Origin of the sequence: Thalassobacillus devorans (assembly GCF_900176565.1) — a bacterium.
Classification (GTDB): domain Bacteria; phylum Bacillota; class Bacilli; order Bacillales; family Halobacillaceae; genus Thalassobacillus; species Thalassobacillus devorans_A.
This window is the reverse complement of record NZ_FXEH01000006.1, coordinates 520,566-539,502: the sequence shown is the minus strand read 5'-3', so window position 1 is coordinate 539,502 and position 18,937 is coordinate 520,566. Positions and strand designations below refer to the sequence as shown.

The 18,937-nt window shown below is 44.9% G+C and carries 18 protein-coding genes; 3 read left to right on the top strand and 15 right to left on the bottom strand.

What is annotated here, in order from left to right; all coding sequences use genetic code 11:
- Window positions 1–6: 6 nt before the first annotated feature.
- The 6 genes from B9Y67_RS13520 to B9Y67_RS13495 all read right to left on the bottom strand — a co-directional run bounded on the left by B9Y67_RS13520 (window position 7) and on the right by B9Y67_RS13495 (window position 5,863).
- Entirely contained in the window at window positions 7–615 is a 609-nt protein-coding gene (locus B9Y67_RS13520) for a flavin reductase family protein (RefSeq protein ID WP_085507267.1), read from the bottom strand.
- The gene (locus B9Y67_RS13515) at window positions 612–1,868 is read right to left on the bottom strand and encodes an MFS transporter (protein WP_085507265.1); all 1,257 of its coding nucleotides are present in this window, start codon (window positions 1,866–1,868) and stop codon (window positions 612–614) included. Before B9Y67_RS13515 ends, B9Y67_RS13520 begins: the two co-directional genes overlap by 4 nt.
- A 57-nt stretch (window positions 1,869–1,925) precedes the next feature.
- Window positions 1,926–3,413: a sodium:solute symporter family protein gene (locus B9Y67_RS13510; protein ID WP_085507263.1), complete on the bottom strand. Its 1,488-nt coding sequence runs from the start codon at window positions 3,411–3,413 to the stop codon at window positions 1,926–1,928.
- A 3-nt stretch (window positions 3,414–3,416) separates the two neighbouring features.
- Window positions 3,417–3,668 carry a hypothetical protein gene (locus B9Y67_RS13505; protein ID WP_085507261.1) on the bottom strand — a complete coding sequence of 84 codons (252 nt, stop codon included), beginning with the start codon at window positions 3,666–3,668 and terminating at the stop codon, window positions 3,417–3,419.
- 77 nt (window positions 3,669–3,745) lie between these two features.
- On the bottom strand, window positions 3,746–4,651 hold the full coding sequence (locus B9Y67_RS13500) for a hydroxymethylglutaryl-CoA lyase (protein WP_217807576.1): 906 nt from the start codon (window positions 4,649–4,651) through the stop codon (window positions 3,746–3,748).
- A 15-nt stretch (window positions 4,652–4,666) separates the two neighbouring features.
- A complete protein-coding gene (locus B9Y67_RS13495; protein WP_085507259.1) occupies window positions 4,667–5,863 on the bottom strand; it encodes a CaiB/BaiF CoA transferase family protein in 1,197 nt (398 codons plus the stop codon).
- Window positions 5,864–6,109: 246 nt separating this feature from the next.
- Between B9Y67_RS13495 and B9Y67_RS13490 the strand changes: the two genes are divergently transcribed.
- Complete coding sequence (locus B9Y67_RS13490; RefSeq protein WP_085507257.1) at window positions 6,110–6,781, top strand: GntR family transcriptional regulator; 672 nt, start codon at window positions 6,110–6,112, stop codon at window positions 6,779–6,781.
- Window positions 6,782–7,233: 452 nt separating this feature from the next.
- On the opposite strand, the gene B9Y67_RS13485 is transcribed toward B9Y67_RS13490, so the two are convergent.
- The 4 genes from B9Y67_RS13485 to B9Y67_RS13470 all read right to left on the bottom strand — a co-directional run bounded on the left by B9Y67_RS13485 (window position 7,234) and on the right by B9Y67_RS13470 (window position 11,433).
- Window positions 7,234–9,147 carry a tetratricopeptide repeat protein gene (locus tag B9Y67_RS13485; protein ID WP_139823806.1) on the bottom strand — a complete coding sequence of 638 codons (1,914 nt, stop codon included), beginning with the start codon at window positions 9,145–9,147 and terminating at the stop codon, window positions 7,234–7,236.
- 133 nt (window positions 9,148–9,280) lie between these two features.
- Window positions 9,281–10,138 carry a manganese catalase gene (locus tag B9Y67_RS13480; protein ID WP_085507254.1) on the bottom strand — a complete coding sequence of 286 codons (858 nt, stop codon included), beginning with the start codon at window positions 10,136–10,138 and terminating at the stop codon, window positions 9,281–9,283.
- Window positions 10,139–10,343: 205 nt separating this feature from the next.
- Complete coding sequence (locus B9Y67_RS13475; RefSeq protein ID WP_085507251.1) at window positions 10,344–10,889, bottom strand: flavodoxin family protein; 546 nt, start codon at window positions 10,887–10,889, stop codon at window positions 10,344–10,346.
- A 70-nt stretch (window positions 10,890–10,959) separates the two neighbouring features.
- Window positions 10,960–11,433: an SRPBCC family protein gene (locus tag B9Y67_RS13470; protein ID WP_085507250.1), complete on the bottom strand. Its 474-nt coding sequence runs from the start codon at window positions 11,431–11,433 to the stop codon at window positions 10,960–10,962.
- Window positions 11,434–11,765: 332 nt separating this feature from the next.
- On the opposite strand from B9Y67_RS13470, the gene B9Y67_RS13465 reads away from it, so the two are divergent.
- A complete protein-coding gene (locus B9Y67_RS13465; RefSeq protein WP_176224004.1) occupies window positions 11,766–13,292 on the top strand; it encodes a glycine betaine uptake BCCT transporter in 1,527 nt (508 codons plus the stop codon).
- A gap of 68 nt (window positions 13,293–13,360) precedes the next feature.
- Here the strand turns inward: B9Y67_RS13465 and B9Y67_RS13460 are convergent, their stop codons facing one another.
- The 3 genes from B9Y67_RS13460 to B9Y67_RS13450 form a co-directional block, all read right to left on the bottom strand.
- Window positions 13,361–13,936, bottom strand: a complete 576-nt coding sequence (locus tag B9Y67_RS13460) for a cysteine hydrolase family protein (protein ID WP_085507246.1) — start codon at window positions 13,934–13,936, stop codon at window positions 13,361–13,363.
- A 331-nt stretch (window positions 13,937–14,267) separates the two neighbouring features.
- Window positions 14,268–14,813, bottom strand: coding sequence for an NADPH-dependent FMN reductase (locus B9Y67_RS13455; RefSeq protein ID WP_085507244.1), 546 nt, complete (start codon window positions 14,811–14,813; stop codon window positions 14,268–14,270).
- Between the two features lie 13 nt (window positions 14,814–14,826).
- Window positions 14,827–15,264: a MarR family winged helix-turn-helix transcriptional regulator gene (locus B9Y67_RS13450; protein ID WP_085507242.1), complete on the bottom strand. Its 438-nt coding sequence runs from the start codon at window positions 15,262–15,264 to the stop codon at window positions 14,827–14,829.
- 180 nt (window positions 15,265–15,444) lie between these two features.
- Here B9Y67_RS13450 and B9Y67_RS13445 point away from each other — a divergent pair, with 180 nt between their 5' ends.
- The gene (locus tag B9Y67_RS13445; RefSeq protein WP_085507240.1) at window positions 15,445–15,846 is read left to right on the top strand and encodes a DoxX family protein; all 402 of its coding nucleotides are present in this window, start codon (window positions 15,445–15,447) and stop codon (window positions 15,844–15,846) included.
- Window positions 15,847–16,057: 211 nt separating this feature from the next.
- Here B9Y67_RS13445 and B9Y67_RS13440 read toward each other — a convergent pair whose 3' ends face one another.
- A complete protein-coding gene (locus tag B9Y67_RS13440) occupies window positions 16,058–17,158 on the bottom strand; it encodes an NADH:flavin oxidoreductase (protein ID WP_085507237.1) in 1,101 nt (366 codons plus the stop codon).
- 807 nt (window positions 17,159–17,965) lie between these two features.
- The gene (locus B9Y67_RS13435; RefSeq protein WP_085507235.1) at window positions 17,966–18,895 is read right to left on the bottom strand and encodes an alpha/beta hydrolase; all 930 of its coding nucleotides are present in this window, start codon (window positions 18,893–18,895) and stop codon (window positions 17,966–17,968) included.
- Window positions 18,896–18,937 lie beyond the last annotated feature (42 nt).

Sequence of the window (18,937 nt, the reverse complement as noted above, 5' to 3'; positions counted from 1 at the left end):
GCGGGTCTATTCCAGATCCTCTTTCGGCAATGTGAAAAAGTCCTTGCTTTCGCTGAACTGATTCGCAAGCCGGCCGAGGGGACGCAGCTGTTCCAGGTTCACTTTATAGGCTTCCTGATAAAACTCTTCCTTAATGTGATACATGACCAACTCGCCAATCACTAGATGATCACTGCCAAGTGGGACGATCTGGTGCAGCCGGCACTCCATTTGAATCGGTGCTTCCTTCACGCGCCTCGGCTTCACGAGTTCACTCTCAACCGCAGTCAGTCCCGCTTCGGCGAATTCATCAATTTCAGCCGGGACATGCTCCGCTGTCTTTTGCAGTTCATTCCCTAACGGAGTCGTCGCTATATTGATCACGAATTCACCATTATCACGAGTGTTGGTCAGTGTATCTTTGACCGTTCCCACACGCTCCCCTACACCTGGACCCACCGAGATACAAAGCATTGGCGGTTTCCGTGAAGCAACGGTAAAAAAGCTGTAAGGGGCCAGGTTCAGGATGCCATCGTTTGAAATCGTCGACACCCAGGCGATCGGACGCGGCACGACTGACCCCGACAGTAGTTTATATACTTGGTTCGTTTCTAGTTCTGATGGATTGAATTTCACTGTCCATAGCTCCTTTCCTGCTCTTTTTTCAACTTATTCAATAACGTTAATAAAAACATGACGACAATCATCAAGAAGGAAATCAACAGCCAGCCGAACATATACCCTTGTGTCTGGTCAACAACGAGTCCGAACAATGGCGGCAGAAAAATGACCCCCATGGAGCCGAGCGTAATGCTGAAGCCGCTCGATAAGCCGGCCTGCTCTTTCGGCACCAGCTCTGACGCCAGGTTCATCCAGATGCCATTGAAACCGGATACCGCAAATCCGAATACAAAAAACAGCGGGACGAGCAGACCATACGGCGTTCCCGACGGTAAAAAGGCCACGACTGCGCTGGCTACCAGTGTAATCGTCACAATAATCGCCATCACTTTCAGCCGCTCCCCACCAAAGACACGGTCACTGATAACGCCCCAGCCGATCCGTCCAAACGAGCCGCCAACCTCAGAAACAACCAGCAATAATCCGGCTAACACAAGATTGATGCCAAGCTGTTCATAGGCAAACAGAACAAGATATGTATTTAATGCCATTTGCGAGCCATTGATGCCCATCGCACACAGACTGATCAACAACAATGCTTTGTTTTTTGCCATTGCGGCAATCGATTTAAACGTACTGCCTGGCGCCCCCTTTACCCGGTTGTAATCCTTCTCCTGCTCGGGGTCACTGTATAAAAAGTAAGCAATTACTCCCGTCACAATCAGCCCGATACAGGCAAGCAAGACGACAACTCTCCAGCCATGCGTCTCGGCAAGCGGCAACAGTAAAATCGCAGCCAATGCCGAACCGAACGTGATTCCCATCTGCTTGATACCCATCGCGGTACCTCGCTGTTTTTGTTCATGCCAATATACGATCCCGCGATTGGTCGTCGGATGCATCCCGCCATAGCCGATCCCGCCAATGACAATTAACAGCAATACCAGGACATAGTTATGCTGCAGTGTCATCAATAAAAAACTGACACCGAGTGTCACCGACATTACCATCAGTAATGGCCGGGAACCGAAGCGGTCCGCCAAGAAACCGGTCGGAATAGAGGCAACCGCCTGCCCGAGAAAAAGGGCAGACGGCAGCAGTCCGACTTGTGCTTTTGTTAAGGAAAGATCTTCTTCAATCAATACACCAAGCGGTCCGAGGCTGCGGCCGATGAACGCGACCATGATCTGTGCCATCAATAGCCACAGCAACATCCGCCACGGCTCGAACTTGTTCGCTGGTGAGAGTGCTGTTGCAGGTTTTTCCATAGTATGTCATCTCTTTTCTATCAAACTGCTATAAATAGAGAGTAAACCTATTTGCCCCTACATGCCAATGACTTGCTTCGCTTCTTTTTCCTCCACAACAGATACAGTCATAAACAGACTGCCAACGACACAGATTCCTACGTTGACCAAAAGACCCCAGAGGCCGTTGGCGATTCCAAAGTAAGAAAGGCCGAACAACGTCATGGAAGAAGCGATAATCGTACCGACCAGCATACCGGCGAACACCGCTTTCGTATGAAGACGGTTCCAATATAACCCGATGATCAGACCGGGTGCGATTTGCACGAGCAATTCAAATTTCAGAACGAAAATCTGATACAACGTGCCAGGCGGGAACCAGGCTACCAAAATTAGAATTCCTACAGCAACCAGCCCTACCAATTTCCCTACTAATAGCTTCTTCTTCTCGGATGCATCCGGGTTAATATAGCTGCCGTACAAGTCGTTCGAAATAATCGAAGAAAAAGTAAGCAATACGGAATCAGCCGTCGACACAATAGCTGCAATGACGCCGCCAAACAAGAGAACCATTGCCCAATAGAATATAACGTTCTGACTTGCGACAGCACTGGCCATCATCCCGACCAGCTGCTCGGATTCACCCTCGGTCAACCCAGGGTAAGCGTTAATTCCGATAATTCCAATGATGAATACAACACCGGCAGTCAAAAAAGGCATCCAGGCCATTCTGCTGAATGAGCGTTTCAGTGTCCGCTCACTTTTGGCTGCAAAAATCCGCTGGATTGCATGTGGATAGACAGCCGCACCGATACCGATCATTACAAGAAGGCTGAACCAGTTCATGACGCCCGGACCATCAGGTACACCTAACTTTTCTGGAGAGTAGGCTTGCATGTAATCAGCTGATGTAGGCAGGCCGCCAAAATAAATAATCGAACCGATCAACAGCATGAACACACCGAATAACAGCGCGATCCCTTGCATTGTATCTGTATAGGCAACCGAACGCATTCCTCCAAGCCAGCCGTAAATGACCATAATGATGACGAAGAAGACAACGCCTACCTGATAAGGAATCGTACCGCCAGTCAGACCGGAAACCCCTTGACCGATGGCAACGAGCTGCTCCAGCAGGTAATTACCCAAGCCATAAAGCATCAATAGCGACGCCAGAATCGTAACTGCTTTTGACTTATATCGTTTTTCAAACCACTGAGCAGGGGTTACGAGACGGTATTTTTTGCCCAGTCGATATAACCGTGGAGCGAACAATAAGTATGCCATAATAATGGTAATAAAAAATGGTACAGAAACTAAGTATTCATACCCCATCCGATAAGCGGACGGCGGATAACCGACAACGGTATTTCCGCTGTACTGTGTTGCAAAAAAAGTGAAAAACAGGACCATGACACCAAGTCCCCTGCCGCCAAGGTAATACTCATCAAGACTTTGATGGATATGTCGGTTGCGCAAAAAAGTGACAACCCCGACACCAAGCATGATCAACCCATACATGGCCAAAATTAAAATACCGGACCAACCGGAGAATGCTAATTCCATAGCTTATTTCGCTCCTTTCTGTTCGGCTTCTTCCTCGTCTTCTTCCAGCATCCAGTGATACTTCAGCACATACGATAAATAAGCAGACAATAATAATGACGACAAAATGATGATCACAGCCCAGAGCGGTACACCATAAACGAGTATCTCACCGAAGCTGTCCGGGAAATACCAAGGGGTAATCATCGCAAGCAAGATTCCTAATATGATCCAAATTCTCGGGTTTTTGATCGGTTCTCTTTTTTCGCTGCCCACGTGTGTTGCCTCCTTTTATTTCAAAATTTTCAGATTTAAAAGTGTAAAAAAAAAGACTTTGCTTACTTAGAAACTGTTTACTGCTCATGCAAGTCCGTGATTTTGCCTGCTTTGATAACCTGACCTGGAACTTCGTGACCTACTAACGTTTCCAGATGTTTGGATAAGTCCATCAGCTTGTCCAAATCCGCATTCACGTCATAGCCCATAAAGGCGAGCATATGGACAAGGTCCTCCGTGCAAATATTTCCGGTTGCCCCCGGAGCAAATGGACAGCCGCCCAGACCTCCAAGCGAAGCATCATATCGGGTCACACCTGCGCGAATTCCTTCAATGACATTGGCGAGCCCCATCCCTCTTGTATTATGGAAATGAAGGGTTACCGGAAGATCCGGCCAGCGGTCACGCACTTTTTCACATAAGCCATGTACCTGATTCGGCGTTGCCATCCCTGTCGTATCAGCAAGGGTGATCCCACCTGCTCCTAATTCAAGGTACACTTCCGCAAGCTCCAGGACACGGTCCTCAGCTATCGATCCTTCAAACGGGCAGCCGAATGTCGTAGCAAGCGTTCCATTAATATCAATTCCTGTCCCGGATAAGTAGTCGGCAATCTCTTTAAAACTGGCAAACGACTCATCGACAGTACGCCTTACGTTTTTCCTGTTATGCGTTTCACTGACAGAAGCGACGAGGTTGACTTCATCCGCCTGACACGCTGCTGCCCGCTCTGCTCCACGGACGTTCGGTATCAAAGTCGTGTAAGTGACATCTTCCTTACGCTTGATCCCATTCATCACTTCCTCCGCATCCCTTAGATTTGGAATGGCCTTCGGTGAAACGAACGAGGTGACTTCAATTTTGTCTACTCCGGAATTACTCAACTGATCGATCAATGCAATTTTGTCATCTGTCGGTACGAAACGATCTTCCATTTGGAAACCGTCCCTTGTTGCAACTTCCTGAATATAAATCCGTGTCAAGTTTCCTCCTCCTTTCTAAATGATGCCCTGGGCTTTCAAAGCTGCAATTTTTTCTTCATCATACGTCAGCCAGTCCTTCATCACTTCATCGGTATGCTGTCCAAGTTCAGGTCCGAGCCACTTCGTCTCCCCTGGTGTTTCACTCATTTTAGGAACTACACCAGGAACTTTCAGAGTTTCGCCCTCACCCAGCTGGAAGTTCTGGATCATTTCCCTGCTCAAGTAATGCGGATCCTTCACGATATCTTCGATGCTGTATATAGGCCCCGCTGGCACACGCGCTTCATCAAGTTTCGCTAAAGCGGTTTCAAAATCGACCGTTTTTGTCCAGGCTTCAATCACTTCATCGAGAAAATCAGCATCAGCCGCGCGTCCGCTGTTACTCTGATAACGCTCATCTTCACCCAGCTCCGGACGTCCAACCACATCCATCAGTCGCTTGAAAATCGCATCGCCATTACCACCGATGACAACATACTTACCATCGCTGCATTCGTATGTATTTGAAGGAGCGATGCCCGGCAAGGAAGTTCCTGTACGCTCACGGACTGCACCTACCTTATCGAATTCAGGAAGCGCACCTTCCAGCAGGCTGAATACTGCTTCGTATAACGCCACATCAATGACCTGCCCTTTTCCTGTACCTTTCACGTCCCGGTGATAAATCGCCATCATGGCGCCAATTACGGCATACATGGCAGCAACAGAATCCCCAAGGCTGACACCGACCCGCGTCGGCGCCTGATCCGGATAGCCGGTCAGATGGCGAAGGCCTCCCATCGATTCCCCGACACTGCCAAATCCCGGCTTGTCACGATATGGCCCCGTCTGACCGTATCCGGAAACTCTCACCATAATCAGTCCGGGATTGATCGCCGACAATTCCTCATAGCTAAGGTTCCATTTTTCCAAGGTCCCCGGCCGGAAATTTTCAATCAGGATATCGCATTCCATGATCAAGGACTTGATGATTTCCTGCCCTTCCTCACTTTTCAAATCAACAGTGATCGACTTCTTATTTCTCGACTGGAGTCTCCACCATAATGAAGTCCCTTCGTACACATGTCTCCAATCACGGAGCGGGTCGCCTTTCTTCGGCGGTTCCACTTTAATGACATCGGCCCCGTTTTCAGCCATCAGCCTGCCCGCGAACGGCCCGGCAATCAAGCTTCCCATCTCCAATACCTTGATACCTTCTAAACTTTGCATCATGCCATACACCTCTTTGTCTTTTTATAGCTGCTGGTCTTTTGCTTCCTTCGGATAAAAGCGCTTTCGAAATTGGATTAATTTTCAGAATGTTGTGTTATATGCTAACAGTTTGTATACAAACTTTCAACCCAGTCTGTTAAAATTACAAAAAATAAGCTTATTATACCTTCTTTGTATACAATGACCTATATTCGTTTGATGAAGCCACCCTGTTTGTATACAATGAAGTAAGGGGAGGTTGAACGAATGACCATCTATGAATCAATCAAACGTTCCATTTTACACGGAGAGTTTCCGCCCAAAATGCGGCTGACAGAAGAGTTTTTAGCAAAAAAACTAGAGACGAGCCGGACACCAATCCGGGAAGCTTTAAAACAATTAGAATCAGAAGGGCTTACCGTTTCCATGAAACGAGGCGTCCGCGTCCGTCATTTCACGAAAAAGGACATCCAGCAAATCTATGACCTGCGGACACTGTTGGAAGGCTATGCCGCTTCCCAGGCAGCCACCCACCGGACCGAAGCCGATCTTGAAAATATGCGACTGGCGAACGACTCCTATGAAAAGGCAATCGACAACTATATCAAAACAGGCGAGACGACAATCGAGAATATTCTGGATATCAATCACCAGTTCCATAACGCCGTCATCAACGCCTCACAAAACCCGCATATTTATTCCCACATCACGAAAGTGGTCGTCGTTCCACTGATTTTCCGTTCCTTCTACTGGTTCAATGAAGAGCAGCTCAGGCATTCGCTGGAAGCTCACAAGACACTGTTAAAAGCAATCGAAGAACAGGATATGGAACGGGCTCGTGTCGCCATGCATGAACATATTTATCACGGAAGAGATGAAGTATTGAAACAGATGGATACGATTGATGAGCAATATTCGCCAGCTAAAGAATTGCAGTAAAAAAGGACCTTTTTGATGAAGGTCCTGAGTCCCACCCTCTTATTCGCCTACTTTAAGGACAGCTTTTTCCTTCACCGGAACTAACCTGTCCTTATTCGCCTGCTTTAAGGACAACTTTTTCCCTCGCCGGGGCTAACCTGTCCTTATTCGCCTGCTTTAAGGACAACTTTTTCCCTCGCCGAGGCTAACCCGTCCTTATTCAACTGCTTTAAGAACAGCTTTTTCCTTCACCGGGACTAACCTGTCCTTATTCGCCTGCTTTAAGGACAACTTTTTCCCTCGCCGAGGCTAACCTGTCCTAGTTAGCCTTCTTCTCACGAAAAAAGTGCCACCCCCTGCCTGTTAAAGCATTTGCAACATAGGGTCTGGCACTTATATTAACTGTGTTTATTCGGCAGGCTCCGAATCTTCATAGGGGACTGGCATTTTGATATATACCTGGCGTCATAAAGTTAAGGTAGCCCCACGGACTCCCAGATATGTTTATGTCGATGATAATAGACGGTAGCCTCTTCCAGTGATCCTGGTGTATACTGATCCGGTATTTCTTCAGGCAGATCTGTTCTCCCTGTAATAAAACCCATGATATATAAATTAGCCTCAAATGCTCTGTCCAGCAATTCCTTTATCTCTTCATAGGAACTTCCTTCTAAAATTTCAATTAACACTTCTGCATAATAAAAATCCACCGTATGATCTTCCGGATACTTCTCCAACAGCTCACGCGCCTTCTTAACCTTTCTCTGTTCTAAATAGAGCGTCATCAGTTTAAAGCGAATACCCTGATTATCATTTGGGTTATAGTGCAACAGATATTCATAACCCTCGATCGCTTTTTCCACTTCACCTTTTTCTACATAAAAATCCGCAGTCGCTTCCTGTGCTCGGAGCATCGGACGTGCTTCGATAAATCCCCAGATACTGTGGTCATCATCCTGTCTCCATTCCGGTCGCATCGAACGAAGCCCGGTATTCTCTGCCTTTAACAAGCCTACTTCTTTCTTCAGAACGTCTTCTTCCATTTGCGCCTGGAGGACGAGCGCATCAATATTTTTATCATCATACTCCAACGCTTTGTTTACGAGCTCCTCCTTTAAGTCGATGTCCTCGACCTGCATGGCATTATAAGCAAGGATTTGGGCGCGTTCCTTATCATTGGCTGGGGTAAAAGGCTCGTGGTGCTGCTCCTTCATAAAGCGATTGATATCATCTTCATTCGTAAGCCCTGACGCTTCGATCTTTTTGTGCATTTCATAAATGCTTTTTTCCATGTCGATATTTTTCCCCGGTTCCACATTACGAACTACCGCGTCTTGATGCTCGCCCATCTTCTCATCCATCATCTGGAAAATGAAATCTTCAAACTCATCAAACCTGCGGACGATACTGCCGGTACTGACACGATATTTTTCAGCGATCTCCTTTTGCGTGACATCGTAGTCCTCCAGCTCGAAAAATGGCGTCGCCACCATGAAATATTCAAGTGCAGCTGCAAGGACAGCTGGTTTTCTGATTTGCGGTTGGTGCTCCTGACAAAAACTCTGCCAGAAGTGTTTTAGCCCATGATACCCCTCCTTTCCTTGCACGTGAGGGGGAACATGTTCATCAAGCAGGAACAATACCTCCAGTTCTTCCGGTCTTCCATCCCATATATCCTGCACCGAGTTCGGCATATCATGGAGCCAATGTTCCACTTCCTGTAAAAAATGCTCTTTTATATAGTCAGGCGCAGATATCATAGCATTACCTTGTTTTCTCCGCCTCTCGAGCTGTTGGATATAATAATCTTTGAGCTCATCACTACCCGGCATAGCAATCGGAAGGAAACTATAATTTTCCCCCCAGTTGAATAATAGGCCGAGATAAAACGGAAATTCTTCAAAGTATTCTGTTTCTAACGGAATACTTACTCTATCCACTCGATAGGTTTGATCGTGAAAATAATCACGGACCACCACAACACTTTCGCTTTCCACTTCTTCCAGATAGAAAAATCCAGGTATGGTATTTTCCCAATTTTCAACCGCTTTTCTCGTCGCAGGCCGAACAATATTTTTCTTACGCTTCGATAAAAAATGTTGATAAGGCGTCATGCCATCCTTCAGCTGTTCAAATATGCCACGATATAGCAGGCTCACCAAAAACAGGATTTGATCTTCGTCCGTTTCAGGTTCCCGATGAGGCAACAGGTAAGGATAAGATTCAAACATATATTCCTGGAATTGTTGTTGAAAGTTTTTTAGTTCTTCATCTATCTGCTGGGTAGGGAATGTCACTACATTCGATTTCCCGCAGCACTTTTTATATTTCTTTCCGCTCCCACATGGACACGGTTCATTTCTACCGACTTTCTCCACAATGTTCACTCGCTTTCTATTACTTCCTGTTAAAATAAGCGTAATAGAAAATGGTTCCTATCACAACACCCCGCCCTTAAAGACTCCCCATGTAAAACGACAAAAAGCTTGAACCACAGCTGATTCAAGCTTTTTATCATAATTAATTCGTTTGTAAAGGCATATCCTGTGCTAGTTCAGCCTGCCCAGGAGGCGTACCGTGAATAAATGCCGGAGCCGGAGTCAAGGCCGGTTTTTGACCATTGGCCTGAGGCGATTGGACATATTCAAATGTTCCTTTTCCATCCATGGCAGCACCATTAGCCCAGCGTCCTGTGCTGCTTTCCTCCCCTTCCGAGAAGTTCATGAACGAATAGGCAACATCCTGCTTTTCATATTCCGGATTAAACGTGCTCGGAACGACCGCTCCCTGTGTCTGCTCCAGTTCCTCAATAGCAGCCATCCATTGGTTTTGATGCATTTTATCCCTGGCAATTAAGAAAGAAAGCATATCCCGGACTCCAGGGTCAGTGGTCATCTCATATAAACGAACCGCCTGCAGTCTTCCTTGGGTTTCTGCATTCAAATTAGCACGGAAGTCAGCAAGTAAGTTGCCGCTGGCAATGGTATAACGGGCATTCCATGGATAACCAGAACTGTCATTTGGCTGCGCGCCTAAGCCATTCACAATCGCATGCTGCGGATTCATTCCGCCAAGCACAGCTTCCACAACAGGATCCTCGGCTGCCTGCTCCTGATCATGGGCGGGAGCACCATCGAGTAATTGAGCAATCATGGTAGCAATCATTTCGACATGGGCAATTTCTTCGGTGCCAATATCCAACAGCATGTCCCTGTATTTACTGTTTCCTCTACAGTTCCACCCCTGGAAAAGGTATTGCATCATGACGGAAATCTCGCCGAATTGCCCACCTAATATTTCCTGCAGCTTTTTCGCATAAACAGCATCAGGCTGGGAAGGCTTGGCATTATACTGTAATTCTTTAATATGTGAAAACATGTGGTTAGCTCCTTTTGATAAAACTTAATCTTTTTTAATGTAAGCCAAAAAGAGCTGTCTACCCGTATAAATAATTTCCAAAGTAGAATGGTCCACTATGGGAAGCTTAACATTTTCAAAGTGCTGCCACTTATTCATAAAAATAGAAGCCAATCGTTCATGGATAAAGAATTAGCTTCTGAAATGTCGTCTCAAAACCGTACATTTAACCTTTTATCAATTCCCCTAACTTCTGTGCATCCTCAATAGCCTTCTTATCGGTAAGAATATCTTTAGGCTTACCGCCTTCCCCTATGAGATATCCTTTATAATTCAAACCGATAAATTCGCAGATGTACTGGAACTGTTGGACAAGCGGGAGGCCCTTTACTCGCGGCTCATCTCCACCGACTGCGACCAAATATGCTTCTTTCTGACTCATTTGTTCTTTAAAGTCCGGATATTTTTCATCCCTTACCGTTTGCGACCAGCGATCGATAAAGCGTTTCATTACACTGCTCATGCCATACCAATAAATTGGTGTAGCAAAAATTAAAACTTCACAATCCATGATTTGATCAATGATCTGATCATACTCATCATCTACTGGGGAGAATCCATTGATGTCATGTCGTTGATCAACAATATCGTGGTACCGATACCGTTTCAAATCAATTCGTGTAACGTCTGGTAAGTTTTTGACGACTTCTTCTGTTAAAAGTTCTGTATTTCCATTTTCTCTTGTACTGCCATATATTACGCAAACTTTCATTTCAACCACCTCCTATTCATCATCCGTTCTAAATTGAAAACCAGAGAGCTATGTACTGCCTTCACCATCGTTAACCTGAATGGCGCTTTTCTTCACCCTCCAAATAAGCTTTTAACGCATCCATATCTTTTGCACAAGCGTTCTTAAAGGACCCGGCCATCAGCTTACCAAATAGTTTTGACAAGCCAGTAAGCTCATTTATCTCACCTTTAAGTCTTATATCAGAAGAATCTCCTGAGGAATGGATAAGGTATGTAAACACAAATTCTCCTTTACCGGTTGTTCCTTTCGTACCATCACAGCGAAGGACGATTTTGTCGGGCTCAGAAAGCTCGACTACCTCAAAATGTTCAGAAGCCTCTTTTCCGAACATCTTTCTTGTTTCCTTCCATTCACTTCCCTCTTTGAGTGGCCCCTCATCCAAACGTTCCATCCGGACTAAGCCTTTCATCCAATGTTCAGCAGCATCCAGATCAAGTAGAGATGTGTAAGCTTTTTGCTGAGGTACCTGGATATTTCTTGTCACATCAAATCGTATACTCACGGTGATGACCTCCTTTATAATTTTGCTACAGCTCTCATTCTTTTTCATCAAAACCTGTCTTTATTTGCCTGCTTTGAGGACAACTTTTCCCCTTGACGGTGCTAACTTGTCCTTTTGGAACTCCTTAAAGGACAACTCTTCCTCTTCACAGTGCTAACTTGTCCTTTTGACACTGCTTTATGGACACCCTCTGCTACAATAAAAAGTTTATCCTTAAAGTTTAGTTCTTTCTTATTAAGCAAAAACCCTTTACAAAAACAGAAAATAAAGAATAAGAACGGTTTCCCTTCAAGATAATATAACTATCTTCATAAATGGAAGGGGACCAAACCGTGAAGGAAAAATTCACAACGGTTTTTAAAATATCGGTAGGAATAATGCTGGTGCTCGTAATTATTGGGGTTGTATGGCCAGATGGCTTAGAAAAGACAACAGAGAATGTACAGGCATTCATTTCTAACAAACTAGGGTGGTATTACTTAATCGCCGTCACTTTATTCGTGCTCGTATGCCTCGCTTTTTTGCTGACGCCACTGGGGAGAATAAAGCTGGGAAAAGCAGACGAGAAACCCGAGTTTTCCAGACCAACATGGATTGCTATGTTATTCAGCGCAGGTATGGGAATTGGAATTGTCTTTTGGGGAACAGCAGAGCCAATCAGTCACTATGCCATCAATTCGCCAACCGTAGAAACGGGGACAGATCAAGCAATCAAAGATGCGATGCAGTACACCTTCTTCCACTGGGGCATTCATGCCTGGGCGATCTATGGGATAGTGGCACTTGTGTTGGCTTACTTCAATTTCCGCCATGGACATGCCGGATTGATTAGTGCCACGTTGAAACCCATCATTGGAGATAAAGCGGATGGAGTGACTGGCAAAGTTATTGATATCCTCGCCGTTATTGCCACAGTTATCGGTGTTGCGACCACCCTTGGCTTTGGAGCAGTACAGATTAATGGCGGCTTATCCTACTTGTTTAATGTCCCAACGGGCATTCTGGTGCAGTTTATCATTGTCGCGGTCGTCACCGTATTATTTATGATTTCAGCCTGGACCGGCCTGGGGAAAGGGATCAGAATACTCAGCAATGTCAACATGGGATTGGCAGGTCTTTTATTCTTGCTTGTTTTCTCCGTAGGCCCGACTTTATTCATTTTGAACTTATTTACAAGCTCAATCGGAGCATATTTTCAACACCTTCCGACTATGAGTTTTCGCATCGCGCCGTTAGATGAAGAAACACGGGAATGGATCAATAATTGGACGATTTTTTATTGGGCCTGGTGGATCGCCTGGTCTCCGTTTGTCGGCGTATTCATCGCTCGGGTTTCCCGCGGCCGTAGCATCCGGGAATTTGTATTTACGGTGTTGGTCGTCCCGTCCGTCATCGGCTTTTTATGGTTTGCTACCTTCGGAGGTGCTGCAATCTCACTGGAACATAATGGTGTGGACACAATTTCCTCCCTGGCAACAGAAGAGTCACTTTTCGGTGTTTTTTCCAATATGCCATTAGGAATGATTGCTTCGATTGTAGCCATGACCCTGATTGGCACCTTTTTCATCACCTCAGCTGATTCAGGAACCTTCGTTTTGGGGATGATGACAACCGGAGGTTCTGAAACTCCCGGAACTACGATCAAACTGACCTGGGGAGTCCTGCTGTCGGCTACTGCACTTGCCCTTCTCTATACAGGCGGACTGCAAGCCTTGCAGAACACGATGATTATTGCCGCTCTGCCTTTCTCTATTATCATGCTGTTAATGGTCATCAGCTTTGTCAAAGCTATTTATAAAGAGGGAAGAGAATTAGGTATTGGACGGTTCCACCCGCCCAATAAGAAAAAAGCTAAATAAACGAGGCTGCCCCCAGTGCACGAAAACATGAACGCACTGGGGGCAGGTCTTTATTCATCTTATCCAACTCAAGCTTTTTCAGCTCGTTCGTTGCTTTTTATGACGTTGGCACCAAGCACATGTTCAAAATGACCAAGCGCCCATTGGTGCCCCTCTTCATTAAAACTGGCTACCGCACGCTCATGTACAACGATGGAATACCCTAAGTTGTATGCATCCATCGCTGTATGGAGCACACAAATATCCGTGCAGACGCCAATAAGGTGAATTTCATGGATGCCTCTTTCTTTTAAATAAAGATCAAGGTCAGTTCCTGCAAACGCACTATAACGTGTTTTATCCATCCATTTCACATGGGACAAGTCCTTGTTTTTTTCATACAAGCCCTGAAGTGAACCATACAGTTCCCTGCCATCGGTTCCCTCAATGTTATGGGGAGGAAATAGTTTATGTTCGGGATGATACCGATCGTCCTGGTGATGCAAGTCCACTGCAAAAACGACAGCATCCTTGTCTTCCACCCACTGTTTCACTAACCCTTGTATGTCACCTTCAATTTCCTGTCCCGGCTTTCCACAGGTTAACGCCCCATCATCTGCCACAAAGTCATTCGTATAATCAATCACAAGTAAACACCTGTTCATCCAAACGCCTCCTCTCAGATATAATTTTACATATGTATGTATAGTTGTAAAGACACTTTCACCTATACAAATATACAAAAGAAGACGCAGACACCATAGTGTCTGCGTCCCTGCTCATGTTGGAAAGTTATTTCACCGAACGCCAGGGGGCGGGCGTTGGGTAGCTGGGTGCTACGGTTCTATACTAACAAAAATTTTGGCCGAAATGCCGGATGTAATCAAAAGGACATGCAATTTACACATTTTTTCCATACTTATTCATAAATAATGCCTGCCGAGCATGCTAAAGTAGTTCAGGCAATAGCAAGCGAAAACATCGTATTCTATCTATTTATTTATTTGTTTTTTCTATCCAGCCGATAAAATTACTCATCACGTCATCTAAGAATTGAATCGTTGGTTCATCAATTAATTTTCCTTCTTCATCCATCTTTTGATGAATGGCGCCAATCAAAACCTCATTTCCCGGTAAAGTAAGCGCGGCTACACCTGGAGCATTAAGGATCTGACGCAGATGCATTTGGGCACGGACCGTTCCTAGTGCACCCATCGTACCGCCCGCAATCATCACTGGTTTATTCGTCATGACTTTGTCTACCCTGGAACACCAGTCTATCGCATTTTTCAAAACACCCGGCACAGAATGATTGTACTCAGGTGTAACAATGATAATACCATCAGCCTCCACTATCTTCTGTTTAAATTCTCTTACAGTCGCTACTGGATTTTCCTCTTCATCCTGGTTAAAAAAAGGCAGTTCTTCAATATGTAAAAGTTTGATTTCAGCTTTCTGCTGATAACGTAGTCGGATATAATTAGCAAGTTTCTTGTTATAAGATTCCTTCCTGATACTTCCGGCAATAACGACAAATTTCATTCCATTACCCTCCTTAATTTTCAGCTCCAATATTAAGAGCATTCTGTTTAATCTTCATTAGTGTCCTTGTTAAAGTATTTAGCTCTTCCTCCGTGATCCCATTTGTTAAGCATTCGCCAATACTTTGTGTGAATGGGATAACTTCTTTTCCAAGTTCTTTTCCTTTCTCCGTAAGATAGACTTTGAAAGATCGACGATCCTTCTTATCACTTTCTCTTCGGATATAATCTTTTGTTTCAAGCCGATAAATCATACGGGTAATACTGCCTCGATCTTTTTTTAACTGTTCAGCAATTTCATTTGGTGTGTATCCTTCCTGCTCCCAAAGCAGAAGCATAATAAGGTTCTGTTCTGGAGCAAGGTTGAACGGCTTTAGTTGATCTGTAACAGCATTGATAATGGTTAAATCTACATCTCGAATAAAAATCCCAATATTCTCATAGGAATTCACTGCTACCACCTCAGTAGTTCCGACATTATAGTTGACTAGTCAATTATATGAAAAAAACATCTTCATTTCAAGTAATGATCCGGTACAAGCCTTCATAAAAAGTTAGCAATTCAGAAGAAATCTCCCGTTATTATCAATGGTAAAATTTACAACGTAGTAAACGAAAGGAGGAAAGAAAACATGAAAAAACTTTCAATTGCTTATTGGATTTCCACAGGTCTTCTGACAGCTTTGATGCTTTTTAGTGCGATTACTAATATTCTTTCTCATCCCGATGCCATTACCTTATTCAATCACTTGGGCTACCCTGATTACATTATTCCATTTATCGGAGTTGCCAAATTACTGGGTGTGATTGCGATATTAGTCCCTGGTTTTCCTCGAATTACAGAATGGGCGTACGCCGGGTTTGCGATTGATCTCACAGGAGCGATGTACTCGACTTTTTCTGTGGGAGATCCTGTAAGTTCTTTCTTGATCTTTTACCTGTTATTATTCGGTTCCTACTTCTGCTACCACAAAAAACAAAGCTTCGAGACTTCGAGTGATAGGGAGATCATTAACAACAAAATACCTGTTTGATTGAAATAGAAGGGACTCTTTCTATGCTAGTATCTTCATCTTATCCGTTGGTATAAAGACGATAAAATATTTTTCCAATTACTAAAAAAGCGCAATTCCTTAGTAGGGATTTGCGCTTTTGTTAAGACCTGGATTTGCCATATCGTCCATGTATAAAATAACAGTAAAAAAAGACGCCCTGCTATCAGGACGCCTGTGTTCGAACTTTACATTAATATAGTTTTTGCAGCGCTTCTTTATTAAAGGCTAACAGATCATCCGCTCTGCCTTCATGGATTTTCTTCACCCATTCTGGATCCATTAATAACGAACGGCCGATTGCTATAAGGTCGAACTCATCACGATCCAATTTGTCCATTAATCCGTCAAGTTTTGTTGTTTCGGCACCAGAGAAGTCCGTAAAGACACCATCAAGACCGACAGAACCGACAGAAATGACCGGCTTGCCTGATAGTTTTTTCGTCCAGCCTGCAAGGTTTAAGTCGGAACCCTCAAATTCAGGCTCCCAGAACCTGCGTGTGGAGCAGTGGAAAATATCAACACCAGCTTCAACAAGCGGCTGTAAGAAGCGTTCCAGCTCATCAGCCGTATGAACCAATTTCGCTTGGAAGTCATTCATTTTCCACTGGGAGAAACGGAAAATAATCGTGAAGTCTTCCCCGACTTCACGACGGCACGCTTCTACAATCTCTACGGCAAACTGCGTGCGCTGAACGAAACCTCCGCCATAACGGTCGGTGCGTTTATTGGTGTTTTCCCAGAAGAATTGGTCGATCAAGTAACCATGAGCCCCATGGATTTCAATAGCATCAAAGCCGAGGCGTTTCGCATCCGCTGCTGCTTTGGCATAGGAATCCACCAACGCCTCTACCTCTTCTGTAGATAATGGTTCATTCACTTTCTCCCCATCTAAGCTTAGACCTGATGGTCCCACCGGCTGTGCCTCTTCATTGGGAAGGTCTCCCTTGCTGCGAGTCATTCCTACATGCCACAGCTGCGGTGCAATTTTACAGCCGGCCTCATGCACTTCTTTCACCACATTGGCCCAGCCGTTCAATGCCTTCTCTCCATGAAACACAGGAATACTCGCACCAGACACAGAAGCAGGATGGTCAATCCCTGTTCCTTCTGTAATAATCAACCCGACTTCATTCTCCGCCCGTCTGCGGTAATACGCCGCCACTTCCTCATCAGGAACATTTCCAGGTGAGAATCCGCGTGTCATCGGTGCCATCACGGTACGGTTCGGAAGGTTTAATTTATCACTAGTAAAAGGTTCAAATAAAGGTTTCGTTGTAGTTTGATTTGTCATAATCTGCCTCCTTTTTCAACGATGTAGGTAATTATTACAGATGAAAGAAAGAAACGAAAGAAATCTGTTTCTAGCCAGCACATCAATTCTTTCATTCCCTCTATCATCGCCCCCCTATAAGGAAGGTTTGATTTCGAGATACTGAAACAGAATTCCAGCTAATGCCCTCGTTAGCTGAACAGATTATTCATTATCCATTCATATAAAAAATTACCAGCCATACCTACGAAAAAGTATTTAATAAAAATCAAGAATTTCTTAGGTTTATCGCGATTTACCAGTAAGATAACTAATCCAAATATAAAACCAATTACAAGCGATTGAAATAACAGTGCCATTAAAAACTTCCTTTAACAATTATAATTATTTATAAATTCTCCGATAGGTGATCCACTCAACTCTCTACAACCATCTTAAGAGAATAGACATTCGCTACTATCATCATTGGAATTCTCCTGTCTGTTTGGACGTCTTGGGGTTTTACTGGATTAGCCCGAGTAACACCACGCTCCATAAGTAAGGTTATGGACTAATCTTGTTCTTTTTTAACAAAACCTGTCCTTATTAACCTTGTTTCTGGACAACTTTTTCTTTCGACAGGGCAACCCTGTCCTTATTAGACACCTTTGAAGACACAGGTGTGCTTTTCTTACAACAACCTGTCCACTTAAGCATGCTATCTTAATTCTTCTTTCGTTTCCAATGCCTGACCCTCACAGCATGCAAAACAATAGCGCAGTGGCAGGTACCTCATTAAAAAGAGAAAAACACTCCCGTCACAAGAAGTGTTTTTCTCTTATTCCAATCCTATTTTTCAAAAGCCCGCTTCAATGCCGAGGAGGCCTGATCGATACATTGCTTCCCTTGCTCCAGTACACCAGGCATCCAGAAGAACCCATGAATCATTCCTACATAACACTTCGCTTCAACAGCAACACCAGCTTCTGTCAATCGCTTAGCGTAAGCCTGGCCTTCATCACGCAACGGATCATACCCTGCAGTAACGACCAGTGCCGGGGGAAGCCCGTTCAGGTTCTCGGCAAGTAAAGGCGATGCATACGGATGCCTCCCATCCGATTCTGTCCGTAAGTAGTGATCCCAGAACCATTCCATTGAATCTTTGGTCAGCAGGTAGCCATCTGCGTTGTCTTTGTAGGATTTCGTCTCATAGGAATGGTGGGTAACCGGGTAGATCAATAATTGATAAGCTAACGAGAAATCCCCTCGGTCGCGCGCCATCAAGGCGACAACAGCAGCTAGGTTTCCACCGGCGCTATCTCCGCCAACCGCTATACGATTACTGTCCACATCAATTGATGCGCCATGTTCCACCGCCCATTTTGCTACCGCATAAGCATCGTCAGCTGCCGCTGGGAATTTATGCTCCGGTGCCAATCGATAATCTACCGAAATAACGACACAATTACTTTGGTTGGCAAGCAGACGACACGGAACATCAACGGTATCCAAATCGCCGATGACCCAGCCGCCGCCATGATAGAAAACCAGTGCCGGAAACGGTCCTTCCCCTTCTGGCGTGTAGATACGGACAGGAATATCTCCTGCTGTACTTGGAACCGTACGATTTTCCACCTTTGCTACTTCTACCGGTTCCCCTGCAAGAGGAGAAAAATCAGTAGAAGCCCTCGCTTCTTCCGGTGTTAACTCGTGCATCGGCGGGTCACCCGCCGCTTCCATTTGTTCTAACAGAAACTTCGCTTGAGGATCAAGAACCATATAATAGCCTCCTTTTTGTAACGCTTTCAAATTACTTGAAAG